The 12,868-nt window shown below is 71.5% G+C and carries 10 protein-coding genes; 8 read left to right on the top strand and 2 right to left on the bottom strand.

All coding sequences use genetic code 11. The features are described from left to right. Positions 1 to 353: 353 nt before the first annotated feature. Together ABZ845_RS16580 and ABZ845_RS16575 are read right to left on the bottom strand one after the other, a co-directional pair. Positions 354 to 3,266 carry a tetratricopeptide repeat protein gene (locus ABZ845_RS16580; RefSeq protein WP_360979360.1) on the bottom strand — a complete coding sequence of 971 codons (2,913 nt, stop codon included), beginning with the start codon at positions 3,264 to 3,266 and terminating at the stop codon, positions 354 to 356. Continuing rightward, positions 3,263 to 5,137: an HSP90 family protein gene (locus tag ABZ845_RS16575; protein WP_360979481.1), complete on the bottom strand. Its 1,875-nt coding sequence runs from the start codon at positions 5,135 to 5,137 to the stop codon at positions 3,263 to 3,265. The genes ABZ845_RS16580 and ABZ845_RS16575 overlap by 4 nt, the downstream gene beginning before the upstream one ends. Positions 5,138 to 5,353: 216 nt before the next feature. Here ABZ845_RS16575 and recG point away from each other — a divergent pair, with 216 nt between their 5' ends. The 8 genes from recG (at position 5,354) to mutM (ending at position 12,785) form a co-directional block, all read left to right on the top strand. Continuing rightward, the gene (gene recG / locus ABZ845_RS16570) at positions 5,354 to 7,561 is read left to right on the top strand and encodes an ATP-dependent DNA helicase RecG (protein WP_360979357.1); all 2,208 of its coding nucleotides are present in this window, start codon (positions 5,354 to 5,356) and stop codon (positions 7,559 to 7,561) included. A gap of 112 nt (positions 7,562 to 7,673) precedes the next feature. After that, entirely contained in the window at positions 7,674 to 8,261 is a 588-nt protein-coding gene (gene rsmD, locus ABZ845_RS16565) for a 16S rRNA (guanine(966)-N(2))-methyltransferase RsmD (protein WP_360979355.1), read from the top strand. A 26-nt stretch (positions 8,262 to 8,287) separates the two neighbouring features. After that, entirely contained in the window at positions 8,288 to 8,767 is a 480-nt protein-coding gene (coaD, locus tag ABZ845_RS16560) for a pantetheine-phosphate adenylyltransferase (RefSeq protein ID WP_360979478.1), read from the top strand. 121 nt (positions 8,768 to 8,888) lie between these two features. Then, positions 8,889 to 10,001: a cell division initiation protein gene (locus ABZ845_RS16555; protein ID WP_360979352.1), complete on the top strand. Its 1,113-nt coding sequence runs from the start codon at positions 8,889 to 8,891 to the stop codon at positions 9,999 to 10,001. A gap of 164 nt (positions 10,002 to 10,165) precedes the next feature. After that, positions 10,166 to 10,810 carry a YceD family protein gene (locus tag ABZ845_RS16550; protein WP_360979349.1) on the top strand — a complete coding sequence of 215 codons (645 nt, stop codon included), beginning with the start codon at positions 10,166 to 10,168 and terminating at the stop codon, positions 10,808 to 10,810. A 2-nt stretch (positions 10,811 to 10,812) separates the two neighbouring features. Then, positions 10,813 to 10,986 carry a 50S ribosomal protein L32 gene (rpmF, locus tag ABZ845_RS16545; protein WP_007493396.1) on the top strand — a complete coding sequence of 58 codons (174 nt, stop codon included), beginning with the start codon at positions 10,813 to 10,815 and terminating at the stop codon, positions 10,984 to 10,986. A 19-nt stretch (positions 10,987 to 11,005) separates the two neighbouring features. Further along, entirely contained in the window at positions 11,006 to 11,839 is an 834-nt protein-coding gene (gene rnc, locus ABZ845_RS16540) for a ribonuclease III (protein WP_360979345.1), read from the top strand. Between the two features lie 85 nt (positions 11,840 to 11,924). After that, a complete protein-coding gene (gene mutM / locus ABZ845_RS16535; RefSeq protein WP_360979342.1) occupies positions 11,925 to 12,785 on the top strand; it encodes a bifunctional DNA-formamidopyrimidine glycosylase/DNA-(apurinic or apyrimidinic site) lyase in 861 nt (286 codons plus the stop codon). Positions 12,786 to 12,868 lie beyond the last annotated feature (83 nt).

Raw genomic sequence — 12,868 nt, 5'->3', positions numbered from 1 at the left:
GCGGGGAACTGCGCAAAAATCCGCAGCGCGCCCGCAGGTGAAGACGTGCCGGTGCGGACTGACTGGATAGGGGCGCGGGGAACTGCGCAAAAATCCGCAGCGCGCCCGCAGGTGAAGACGTGCCGGTGCGGACTGACTGGATAGGGGCGCGGGGAACTGCGCAAAAATCCACGACGTGCCCGCAGGCGAAGACGTGCCGGTGCGGACCGACCGGACAGGGGCACGGGGCCCCGCCCCCGTGAGGCGACGCCCCGCAGGCGCAAAACCCACAGCCCAGCCGCAGGCGCCGCCGTGCCGAAAGTCCGCGTACCCGCCCCGCAAAGCGCAAAGAGACCGGGCACCCGGAGCGGAGCTCACCGGTCCTGGTGCGCCGCCATCAGCTCCAGCATCCGCTCCGCTTCCGCCCGCCGCGCCCGAGAGGGCCCCGCGTCGGCGTCCAGACCCTCGTACGCCGACAGCACCGCCCGCGCGCGTGCCGACGCCGCGTCCGGGCGGCGCAGGTCGGCCTCCAGCCGCCCCGCTGCCAGTTCCGCGCCGGTGCGGAAGTCGACGGCGGACGCGCCGAGGGACTCGAAGACCGCGATGGCCTCCTCGAGATGCGTGAGCGCCTCCTCGAACGCGGGCCGCAGTGCCTCCTCGTCCTCGCCGTCCCCGGCCGACCGGGCGATGAGATCGCCGAACTGCCGGTGGGTGTGCCCGAGTTCCGCGACCAGGCGGCCCCGTGCGTCGTCGTCCTCCCGTTCCTGGGAGGCCGCCGACGCGCACTCCCGCGCCGCCTGCCCCATAAGTTCCCGCGCCGCGTCCAGGCCCTCTTCCTGGCGCGCCGCAAGCCATGCGCGGGCCCGCAGGGCGCGTACCAGGCCGTGGGTGTTGCCCAGTTCCCGCCACAGCCCGGCGGCCCGCCCGTACGCGAGGTCCGCCTCCGACGGCAGGTCCGCGCGGCCCAGCGCCTCGGCGGCCAGGTGCGCGAGCATCGCGTGGTCCCGTTGCTCCGGCCACTCCCGGGCGATCTCCGCGGCCCGCAGCCACTGTTCGGCCGCCGCGCGGTGCTCGCCCAGCTCCGTGTGGCAGTCGCCGAGCCACCACTGCGTCTGCACGATCGCCCCGTCGCCGTGCGCCTCGGAGGTCAGGTCGGGAAGCGCCGACTCCAGGATCTCGGCCGCCTCCGCGAAGCGTCCCTGGCGCAGCAGGAGGCCGCCCAGCTGGTGCCGGGCCCACGCGCCGAGCGTCGGCCCCTCGCCCGCCTCGTCGGCCCAGTGCGCCGCTTCCAGGGCGTGCTCGGCGGCCTCAGTGAGCTCCTCCGACGCGCTCAGCGCCTCCGCCAGCCGGAGATGCAGCTGAGCCCGTCCGAACGGCTCCAGAATCCCCTGGCCGTGCTCCAGCGCCCCGCGGGCCGCCCGCCCCGCCGCCTCCGCGTCCCCCAGCTGCCGCGCGATCTGCGTCAGCCGCACCTCGTGCTCCACCGCGAACCACGGCAGACCCGCCGACACGAACTCCTCGGCCGCCCGCTCCAGCAGCCGCGCCGCGGACTCCATGTCACCCGCGCGCCCGGCCAGCTCCCCGAGCATGCCCTGGGCCTCGGCATGCCGGGAGGCGAGCCGCAACCCGGCCGTGTGCGGCCCGGCGAACGCCACCAGCTCCCGCACCGCCTCCTCCGCGGCGGGCGCGGCCTCAAGGTCCTCCCGCAGCAGGTGCATCAGGACACGGGCCCGTCCGACGAGCACGGACGCCGTCTGGCGCTCCCCCGTGCCGTCCTCCCCGAAGAGGGCGAGCACCTGTGCGCGCAGCTCGGTGACCGTCTCCAGCGCCTCGTCCGTGTGTCCGGTCAGGGCGCGTACGTATGCCGCACGCGCGCGTGCCGCCAGCGCCTCACCGGGGTCGTCCGCCGCCGCGTACAGCTCGGCCGCCCGTTCGAAGAGCACGGCGCCCTCCGGGCCGCGGCTCATCGCCTCGTGGTCGATGAGTTCGGCCTGGTCCCGAGGATCCAGCTCGCGGCCCTCGGCCGCGCGCGCCACCGCCGCCCACGCGTCCACGGCGTCCGGGTGCAGGGAGTCCGACAGACGCCATGCCTCGGCGAGCAGGTCCGCGAGGTCCCGCTCCTGAGCCCCGACGGCCGGCGGCGGGGCCGCCGCGGGTGCCGGACGGGCCGTGCGCGTCGCGCGCACGCCGAGCGGCAGCCGGTCCACCAGCGGCCGCTGCTCCATCCGCTCCCGGGTGCGCTCGCTGACGTAGGCGGTGCCGTTGCGCGCGTCGAAACGGGCGGCGAGCTCCAGCGCCTGTGCGCGTGCGTGGGCGGCGAGTTCCCGCGCGGTCCACGACCGGTTCGCGGGACCCGGCACCACCTGGTCGCCGAACCCTCGTTCGACCAGGCGGTCCATCAGCAGCGCCGTCACGGCCAGATAGTCCAGCTTGCTGCGCGGCTCCCCGGAGTCCGTGAAGTACGCCGGCCGCTCGGCCAGGAGCTCGAGGCCGCGTGCCTCGTTGCCGGTGAGCGCGCAGAACTCCACATGGTCCGCGTAGGCGCCTCGCATGCTCTCCATGGACCGTACGAGGCGGAAGCCGCGCAGATGGTGCGCCCGGGCCTCGTCCAGCCGTCCCAGGCGCATCAGCGGAACCAGGGACGAGGCCAGCACGGTGTGCGGCTCGTGCGCGCAGGTGTACTGGCCCTCCAGCACCGGCCGCCACAGTTCCAGCGCCTGTTCGTCCGCGCCTCGCAGCACCTGCCACCACCCCTGTTCGTGCAGCTCGCACGCGTGGCAGTCGGCCATCGCATCGCGGTCGGCGGCCAGCCACGCCGCGTACGCGCGCTCGGCCCGCTCCAGGTCCCCGATGTGCGCGGCGATACTGAACTCGGCGCAGCGCACCGCCCGTTCGGAGTGCCCGGCCAGCCGGTAGCGGTGCTCCATCTCGCCGAGCCACTTCTCCATGGAGGCCAGCGGGATGTGCGGCTGGCCCAGCATGCCCGTCGACATCCACTTGAAGACCCAGTGCAGCGAATGTGTCTCGTACTCGTCGAAGTCCTCGGGGCGCTCGTCCCACATGCGCAGCAGACGCGCGAAGGGGACGAACATCTTGTCCTTCTCGGAGCTGTAGTTGTAGACCTGCAGCTGGTGCCCGAGCGCCTCGATCACGGCCAGCGGGATGTTCAGCCGCTCCGCCTCCACGAGCAGTTGCTCCGCGCGGGCGTTGCGCGCCGGGCCCTCCGGCTGCGCGTGGTTGTCCGCCATCGCCTGGCGCAGCGAATCGAAGTCCATGACCTCGCTCATCGGGAACCGCCCTCCGGGAAGTCGGTGTGGGTGGCCCATTCGAGGAGGCCGATGAAGGCGCGGTTCAGCAGCGCAGAGTCGGCCGGCCGCAGGGGACGCTGGGCCATCAGCAGCGCCTGCCCGTAGAGGGACTCCGTGGCGGTGCCGATCAGCTCCGGGTCCTGAAGCGCGCTGATCCTGCGGATGAGCGGATTGAGGTGGTTGAGGACCAGACGCGCGCGTGGAGCGCTGCCCCGCAGCGAGCCCAGGATGCCCGCCCACAGGTCGTCGGACTGCTCCTCGGCCTCCGCGCGCGCCTGCTCATGGCGCGCGGCCCGGTCGTCCAGGTGCAGCGCGGGCAAGGACAGCGGATGGAACGCCCGCAGGACGACATCGCAGCCCAGGGGGTCGAGTCTGGTCCGGGCGGCACCCAGGAAGCCCGACAGGGCGAGTTCCTCGGCCGGGTCGACGGAGTCCAGATGCGCGGTGACGGTGTCCGCGTCCAGCTCCGCGACCACCGTGCCCGGGCGCACCGAGGGCAGCGCCTCCACCAGCTCGCTGTCGTAGGTGTAGCCGCCGTTGACGACCCCTACGCCCTGCGCGGAGGCGATCGGCGCGACCTGCCGGTACTCCTCCACGGTCCTGGTGAAGTGCACGATGGGGTGGCGCCGGGCGAACTCCTCCAGGGACAGCCGCCCGTCCGTGGTCTCGAAGGGGAGCCACGGCAGCATCGTGCGCAGCATCTCCTTGTCGTGCCGCGCGAGCGACTTCACGCCCAGGTGGTGCACGGACAGGAACGCGGCCAGGCGCTCGGGATCACCGGCCGCGAGCCCCGTGAGCCAGGACCGGATGCGCTCGCCCAGGGCCTCGCGCACGGCCGCCAGGGTCTCGTCCTCGTACAGCGACTCGCGCGACGCCGTGGGCCGAAGGCTGTCCGTGTCGAGCACACAGCGCACGAAGAACGCCCAGTCGGGCAGCAGCTGTTCGGCCCGCTCGGTCAGCAGCATGCCCTTCAGGTGCACCCGGTGGGTGGCGCGCTGGGCCGGGCTGACCGCGGTCGGCAGCACATACGCCATGCCCCGGACGCCTGCGAGCGGCACGTCCAGGTCGATCGCGTCCAGCGGGGTGAAGCCGAACAGGTCGTGGCAGTGGCGGGCCAGGGCGACCCGACGGGTGGCGGGGGAGGGATATGCGCGGTCCCAGGGCGCGGGAAGGTCCGTGACCGCCTCGTCGCCTACCCGGACGTCGTACGGCAGCAGCGACCCGAAGTCGCGTGCGAGGGACCGCACCCGCTCCGGCGAGAGCCAGTCGGCGGCGCCCGGACGCGCCACCAGATGCACCGTCGTCCCGGGTTCGGGCCGTGCGTCGTCCGGCAGCGTCCGTACGACGTACGAGCCGTCGTCGGTGGCCGTCCACTCCACCGGCGCCGCGTCCGGGGTACGGGCGCTGCGGCTGACGACCCGGATGCGCTCGGCGACGACGAAGCACGCCAGCAGCCCGATGCCGAACTGCCCGAGGAAGTCGCCGCGGACCTCCTGGAGCCCCTCGGCCCGCTTCGAGCTGCGCCCGATGGTGGCGAGCAGGCTGTGCACATCCGACTCGGTGAGCCCGACGCCCGAGTCCTCGACACGCAGGCCGCCGCCGTCGGCGTGGAGCCGGATCGTGGCGGGCGCGTCCGGCTGCTCGGCGCGGCGGGCGGTGATGGCGTCGACCGCGTTCTGCAGCAGTTCGCGCAGGTAGACCTTGGGGCTCGAGTAGAGGTGGTGGGAGAGCAGGTCCACGAGACCGCGCAGATCCACCTGGAACGTATGAGGCGACTGAGGCGGCTGAGACGATTGAGGTTGTTGAGGTGACTGTGGTGCCGGGGATGACTGCGAGGTCTGGGAGTCCATCGTCACGGCGCCGCGGGTGAGGGTGTCGGCCGACGGCGCGGGGTCGGGCGGTCCGGTGGGGCGGTGACCGCGGAACGAGCCGGGAGTTGGCCATCGTAGGCCCCAAGCCATCCGGCTGAACAGCGGGTTCCGCGGGCGTCCGCGGAGACCTGTCCGGGGGTGTGTCCGGCGGGGCCGGCGCCGACGTCGATGCCGATGTCAGTGCCGTGGTGTGGAATGGATCCCGTGCCCGCACTGGAACAACCGCTCAAGAGCGTGCTCGGCCCCGCCACCGCGAAGGTGATGGCCGAGCATCTCGGCCTGCTCACCGTCGGAGACCTGCTCCACCACTACCCGCGCAGATACGAGGAGCGCGGCCGGCTCACCGAACTCGCCGACCTTCCCATGGACGAGCATGTGACGGTGGTCGCCCAGGTCGCCGACGCCCGGCTGCACACCTTCGCCTCGTCCAAGGCCCCCCGCGGCAAGGGCCAGCGTCTCGAGGTCACGATCACCGACGGCAGTGGCCGCCTCCAACTGGTCTTCTTCGGCAACGGCGTGCACAAGCCCCACAAGGAACTGCTGCCGGGCACCCGCGCGCTGTTCGCGGGCAAAGTCTCCGTCTTCAACCGCAAACTCCAACTGGCCCACCCGGCATACGAGTTGCTGCAGGGCGACGATGTGGCCGAGACGGTCGACAGCTGGGCCGGGGCCCTGATCCCCATCTACCCGGCCACGGCCAAGCTGGAGTCCTGGAAGATCGCCAAGGCGGTGCAGACGGTACTGCCGAGCGCCCCGGAGGCGATCGACCCCCTGCCGGACTCCCTTCGCGACGGCAGGGGACTGGTCCCCCTGCCCGAGGCCCTTCTAAAGATCCACCGCCCGCACACCAAGGCGGACATCGCCGACGCGCGCTCCCGGCTGAAGTGGGACGAGGCCTTCGTCCTGCAGGTCGCCCTGGCCCGCCGCCGTCACGCGGACAGCCAGCTCCCGGCGGTGCCCCGCGTTCCCGGCCCCGACGGGCTGCTCGCGGCCTTCGACGCCAGGCTTCCGTTCACCCTCACCGAGGGCCAGCGCAAGGTCTCGGAGGAGATCTTCCACGACCTGGCGACCGAGCACCCGATGCACCGGCTGCTCCAGGGCGAGGTCGGCTCCGGCAAGACCCTGGTGGCCCTGCGCGCCATGCTCGCCGTCGTCGACGCGGGCGGCCAGGCCGCCATGCTCGCGCCCACCGAGGTGCTCGCCCAGCAGCATCACCGCTCCGTCGTCGAGATGCTGGGCGAGCTGGCCGAGGGCGGCATGCTGGGCGGGGCCGAGAACGCCACCAAGGTGGTGCTGCTCACCGGCTCCATGGGGGCGGCGGCGCGGCGACAGGCGCTGCTCGACCTCGTCACCGGTGAGGCCGGGATCGTGATCGGCACCCATGCGCTGATCGAGGACAAGGTGCAGTTCCACGACCTGGGCCTGGTCGTCGTGGACGAACAGCACCGCTTCGGCGTCGAGCAGCGGGACGCACTGCGCGGCAAGGGCAAGCAGCCGCCGCATCTGCTGGTCATGACCGCCACGCCGATCCCCCGGACCGTCGCCATGACCGTCTTCGGCGATCTGGAGACCTCCGTCCTCGACCAGCTCCCGGCAGGGCGCTCGCCCATCGCCAGCCATGTGGTCCCGGCGGCCGACAAACCACACTTCCTGACGCGCGCCTGGGAGCGCGTGAGCGAGGAGGTGGCGGGCGGCCACCAGGCGTACGTGGTCTGCCCCCGCATCGGCGACGAGGAGGACGACCCGAAGAAGGCCGGAAAGAAATCGCCCGAGGACGAGGCGGAGAAGCGGCCACCGCTCGCCGTCCTCGACGTGGCCGGACAACTGGCCGAGGGGCCCCTGCGGGGCTTGCGGGTCGAGGTGCTGCACGGACGCATGCAGCCCGACGACAAGGACGCGGTGATGCGCGCGTTCGCCGCAGGGGAGACGGACGTCCTGGTCGCGACGACGGTCATCGAGGTCGGCGTCAACGTCCCGAACGCCACCGCGATGGTGATCATGGACGCCGACCGCTTCGGTGTCTCACAGCTCCACCAGTTGCGCGGCCGAGTCGGCCGCGGCTCGGCGCCCGGCCTGTGCCTCCTGGTCACCGAGATGCCCGAGGCGAGCGCGGCACGCCAGCGGCTGAACGCGGTCGCCGCCACCCTCGACGGCTTCGAGCTCTCCCGCATCGACCTCGAACAGCGCCGCGAGGGCGATGTCCTCGGCCAGGCCCAGTCCGGCGCCCGCTCCTCGCTGCGGGTGCTCGCCGTCATCGAGGACGAGGAGATCATCGCCGCGGCCCGGGACGAGGCCGCCGCCGTGGTCGCCGCCGACCCCGAACTCGAATGCCTGCCGGGACTGCGTACGGCCCTGGAGGCCCTGCTGGACGACGAGAGAGAGCAGTACCTCGAAAAGGGGTGACCGAGCGCGGACGGCGCCGGGGCTGCGAGACTGGAACAGCACATCGGCCCCGTGGCACTGGGGGGTTTACGAAAGCCCTGGTCCAGACCACACACCGACAAGGACCCACGAGATGACCCGCGTGATCGCCGGCCGGGCCGGCGGACGCCGCCTGGCCGTTCCGCCGGGGAACGGCACCCGCCCCACCTCCGACCGCGCACGCGAGGGCCTCTTCTCCACCTGGCAGTCGCTGCTCGGCGGTCCGCTCGACGGCGAGCGCGTCCTCGACCTGTACGCGGGTTCGGGCGCCGTCGGCCTCGAGGCGCTGTCCCGCGGAGCGGGCCACGTCCTCCTCGTCGAGGCCGACGCCCGCGCCGTGCGCACCGTCCGCGACAACGTCGGTGCGCTCGGACTCCCCGGCGCCGAGGTCAGGGCGGGCAAAGCAGAACAGATCATCCACACCGCGGCGCCGCAGCAGCCGTACGACATCGTCTTCCTCGACCCCCCGTACGCGGTCTCCGACGACGATCTCCGGGAGATTCTCCTCACACTCCGCTCGAGGGGCTGGCTCGCGACCGGCGCTCTCGTCACCGTGGAGCGCAGCACCAGAGGCGGGGAATTCCGGTGGCCGGACGGCTTCGACGCGATCCGGGCCCGTCGCTACGGCGAGGGGACGTTTTGGTACGGTCGCGCCGCCTCTACGTGCGAAGACGCACGATGACCGGACCGGAGAGCGAGGGAACTCAAGTGCGCCGCGCCGTCTGTCCCGGGTCGTTCGACCCGATCACCAACGGACACCTCGACATCATCGCCCGTGCCTCCAGGCTCTACGACGAGGTCTACGTCGCGGTGATGATCAACCAGTCGAAGAAGGGCCTGTTCGAGATCGAGGAGCGGATCGACCTGATCCGCCAGGTCACCGCCGAGTTCGGCAACGTCCAGGTCGAGGCCTTCCACGGCCTCCTGGTCGACTTCTGCAAGCAGCGCGACATCCCCGCCATCGTGAAGGGCCTGCGCGCCGTCAGTGACTTCGACTACGAGCTGCAGATGGCCCAGATGAACAACGGCCTCTCCGGCGTGGAGACCCTCTTCGTCCCCACCAACCCCACCTACAGCTTCCTCTCCTCCTCGCTCGTCAAGGAGGTCGCCGCCTGGGGCGGGGACATCGCCCACCTGGTGCCCCCGGCCGTCCTGGAGGCCCTCAGCGGGCGCCTGGGCAAGAGCTGAGCACCCGAGCCACGGGCTCGGGAAGCCTGACAGGACGTCACTCGGTGTCGGACGGGGCAGCAGTGGCCGTACAGTCGACCCGTCCGTCTCCATCACAGCTGTAGAGAGTGGCGAGCACACGGTGGACGTGCAGAAGAAGCTCGACGAAATCGTCGCACTGGTCAGCAGCGCCCGGTCGATGCCCATGTCGGCCTCGTGCGTGGTCAACCGCGCCGAGCTGCTCTCGATGCTGGAGGAGGTGCGCGCGGCGCTGCCCGGCTCCCTGGCCGAGGCTCAGGAGCTGATCGGCGACCGTGAGCACATGGTCGAGCGGGCCCGCCAGGAGGCCGAGCGGATCATCGAGACCGCGCACGCCGAGCGCGGCTCGCTGATCTCCGGCACGGAGGTCGCCCGCAGCTCCCAGAACGAGGCCGACCGCATCCTCGCCGAGGCCCGCCAGGAGGCCGAGGAGGTCCGTGCAGAGGCCGACGACTACGTCGACTCCAAGCTCGCCAACTTCGAGGTGGTCCTCACCAAGACCCTCGGCTCGGTGGGCCGGGGCCGCGAGAAGCTCCTCGGCACCGGCCCCGGCCTGGACGAGCAGGGCTACGAGGACGAGGACGCCCCCGAGCGCAGTCATGACCCGGAGACCCTGCGCCGGGACGCCGACGCCTACGTGGACGTCAAGCTCGGGGCGTTCGAGGCGGTCCTCGCCAAGACCCTGGAGGCCGTCGGGAAGGGCCGCCAGAAGCTGCACGGGCGGATCGCGAGCGACGACCTCGGGGCCCTCGCCGAGGACATGACCACCATCCAGCACTCCAGCGACGCCGACTACCTCGCCGACCTCGCGGCCCTGGACGACAACGCGGCCCCCGCGCAGGCTCCCGCGGCCCCCGTCGTCCCGGCCCAGCAGAACGAGCCGGTCTATGCGCAGCAGCAGGACCCGTACGGGTACCAGCAGCAGGCCGACCAGTACGGCTACCAGCAGGCGTACGCCCAGCAGGACGCGTACGGCTACCAGCAGGCCGATCCGTACGCCGCCTACCCGCAGCAGACGTACGAACAGCAGGGCGTCTACGGCCACGGGCAGGTACAGGGCCAGGTCCACAGCCACCAGGATCTCGGCGGCCAGGATCTCGGCCAGGCACAGGGCTATGTCCAGGGCGCCGCCCTGGACGAGACCAGCCTCTTCGACACCAGCATGATCAGCGCCGAGCAGCTGCGCGCCTACGAACAGGGTCGCGGGGGTCACTGAGCGCCCCGAACGCGGGGGACCGGGGCGGTCCGCACGCACCGGATTGGGCCAAGAGCGAAAGGTCCAGTATCCTGGCTCTTCGGTCGCGCATACGCGCCGCGATCCGAGCTGCCCGGACATCATGGGCGGCACCCTCCCCGAGCATCGAAGATCTGAAAGCAGGAATGGCCCTGAACGCCCGCCTCGACCACCGCAACCCCCTCGTGTTCGACACACACGGGCTGGGGCGGCGTCCGGGTGCGCTCCAGCGCCTGACCCGCATGGTCGACGCGCCGAAGGACTTCGGTATCCAGGGAGTCATCGGAGTGCCGGAAGGCGCCCCGTTGGAGCTCGAACTCCGACTCGAGTCGGTCATGGACGGGGTGCTCGTCACAGGCACCGCCCGTGCATCGGCCGAGGGGGATTGCGTAAGGTGTCTGGAGCCGCTGGAGCTGGAGCTCGAAGCGGACTTCCAGGAGATGTTCTCGTACCCTGACGCCGACGACCGGGGCCGTGTCAAGACGGAGCCGGCCGACGACGCCGAGGAAGACGAGGACAGGCTCTTTCTCGAGGACGGCCTGTTCGACCTCGAACCCGTGCTGCGTGATGCGGTGGTGCTCGCACTGCCGATGCAGCCGGTGTGCCGGGAAGACTGTCCGGGACTGTGCTCCGAGTGCGGAGCGTCGCTCGCGGACGACCCGGACCACCACCATGACGCCGTCGACATCCGTTGGGCGGCACTGCAGGGACTCGCCGGTTCACTCGAAGACGGCGAGAAGGACGAGATGAGCGGCGCCGAAGCGGGCGTCGACGAGAAGCAGGAGAAGTAGCCGTGGCTGTTCCGAAGCGGAAGATGTCGCGCAGCAACACGCGCCACCGCCGGTCGCAGTGGAAGGCTGCGGTCCCCACCCTGGTTGCGTGCGAGCGCTGCCACGAGCCCAAGCTGCAGCACATCGCGTGCCCGTCGTGCGGCACCTACAACAAGCGCCAGGTCCTCGAGGTCTGATCGGCTGGTGACAGGTCTGATGTCAGACGCCCAAAACAGTCCCCGCAAGGGTGGGGGAATTTCGGCGGACAACACAGCCTCGTCCCACACGCTTCTGGAAGGGCGGCTCGGCTACAAGGTCGAGTCCGCCCTTCTGGTACGTGCGCTGACCCACCGTTCGTACGCGTACGAGAACGGCGGTCTGCCGACGAACGAGCGTCTGGAGTTCCTCGGGGACTCCGTGCTCGGTCTCGTCGTCACGGACACGCTGTACCGCACCCACCCCGACCTGCCCGAAGGCCAGCTGGCCAAGCTGCGGGCCGCGGTGGTCAACTCGCGCGCACTGGCGGAGGTGGGCCGCGGGCTCGAACTCGGCTCCTTCATCCGGCTCGGCCGGGGCGAGGAAGGCACGGGCGGCCGGGACAAGGCATCCATCCTCGCCGACACCCTGGAAGCGGTGATCGGCGCGGTCTATCTCGACCAGGGTCTGGACTCGGCGGCGGAGCTGGTGCACCGCCTGTTCGACCCGCTGATCGAGAAGTCCTCGAATCTCGGTGCCGGCCTGGACTGGAAGACCAGCCTCCAGGAGCTGACCGCGACCGAGGGGCTCGGCGTGCCCGAGTACCTGGTCACGGAGACCGGCCCGGACCACGAGAAGACCTTTACTGCTGCTGCCCGCGTCGGAGGCGTCTCGTACGGCACCGGCACCGGCCGCAGCAAGAAGGAGGCGGAGCAGCAGGCCGCGGAGTCGGCGTGGCGCTCCATTCGCGCCGCCGCGGACGAACGCGCGAAAGCCGCCGCCGCACAGGCGGCCGCCGAAGGGGGCACCGGCCCCGATTCTGCGGCGCCGGCGAGCGACCCGGCCACGGCCTGAATCCTTCACGACACGGACCTGGCCGTGGCGCGCAAACGCCACGGCCAGGTCCGTTCTCCTTCCCTGTTCACCCTCCGGAGGAACCGTGCCCGAGCTGCCCGAGGTGGAGGTCGTGCGGCGTGGCCTGGAACGCTGGGTCGCCCACCGGACCGTCGCCGAGGCCGAGGTGCTGCATCCGCGCGCCGTCCGCCGGCACATCGCGGGCGGTGAGGACTTCGCGCACCGTCTGGGGGGCCGGCGACTCGGCACGCCCAGCCGCCGCGGCAAATACCTCTGGATCCCCGTGGAGAGCGCCGACACGGCGATCCTGGCCCACCTCGGCATGAGCGGCCAGCTCCTGGTCCAGCCGCACGACACCCCGGACGAGAAACACCTCCGTGTCCGCCTCCGCTTCGACGACGACCTCGGCACCGAACTCCGCTTCGTCGACCAGCGCACCTTCGGCGGGCTCTCGCTCCACGACACCACCCCAGACGGACTGCCCGACGTCATCGCACATATCGCCCGTGACCCCCTCGACCCGCTCTTCGAGGACGAGGCCTTCCACCAGGCGCTGCGCCGCAAGCGCACGACCATAAAGCGGGCGCTGCTCGACCAGTCGCTGATCAGCGGCGTCGGCAACATCTACGCGGACGAGTCCCTGTGGCGCTCCCGCATCCACTACGAGCGCCCCACCGCGAACTTCACCCGCCCCCGCACGGCGGAACTCCTCGGCCATGTACGGGACGTCATGAACGCCGCGCTCGCCGTGGGCGGCACCAGCTTCGACAGCCTCTACGTCAACGTCAACGGAGAGTCGGGCTACTTCGACCGCTCCCTGGACGCCTACGGCCGCGAAAACCTCCCCTGCCGCCGCTGCTCCACCCCCATCCGCCGCCACCCCTGGATGAACCGCAGCAGCTACTTCTGCCCAACCTGCCAACGCCCCCCAAGACCCCTGAGCTAGTGCCTCTCGTTTGGATCAGGCCGGATCAGAGACGCGGGCGCAAATCCCCCAACGTACGGGCAGCCGACGACGCACGGATCAGT

The sequence above is a fragment of the Streptomyces sp. NPDC047022 genome (assembly GCF_040644155.1).
Taxonomy (GTDB): Bacteria; Actinomycetota; Actinomycetes; order Streptomycetales; family Streptomycetaceae; genus Streptomyces.
This window is presented reverse-complemented; position numbering and strand designations above follow the sequence as displayed.

Excerpts from the sequence above, each read along its gene's own strand:
- recG (WP_360979357.1), top strand. The coding sequence starts at position 5,354 with ATGGATCCCGTGCCCGCACTGGAACAACCGCTCAAGAGCGTGCTCGGC.
- rnc (WP_360979345.1), top strand. The coding sequence starts at position 11,006 with ATGTCAGACGCCCAAAACAGTCCCCGCAAGGGTGGGGGAATTTCGGCG.
- ABZ845_RS16575 (WP_360979481.1), bottom strand. The coding sequence starts at position 5,137 with ATGGACTCCCAGACCTCGCAGTCATCCCCGGCACCACAGTCACCTCAA.
- rsmD (WP_360979355.1), top strand. The coding sequence starts at position 7,674 with ATGACCCGCGTGATCGCCGGCCGGGCCGGCGGACGCCGCCTGGCCGTT.
- ABZ845_RS16580 (WP_360979360.1), bottom strand. The coding sequence starts at position 3,266 with ATGAGCGAGGTCATGGACTTCGATTCGCTGCGCCAGGCGATGGCGGAC.
- ABZ845_RS16550 (WP_360979349.1), top strand. The coding sequence starts at position 10,166 with ATGGCCCTGAACGCCCGCCTCGACCACCGCAACCCCCTCGTGTTCGAC.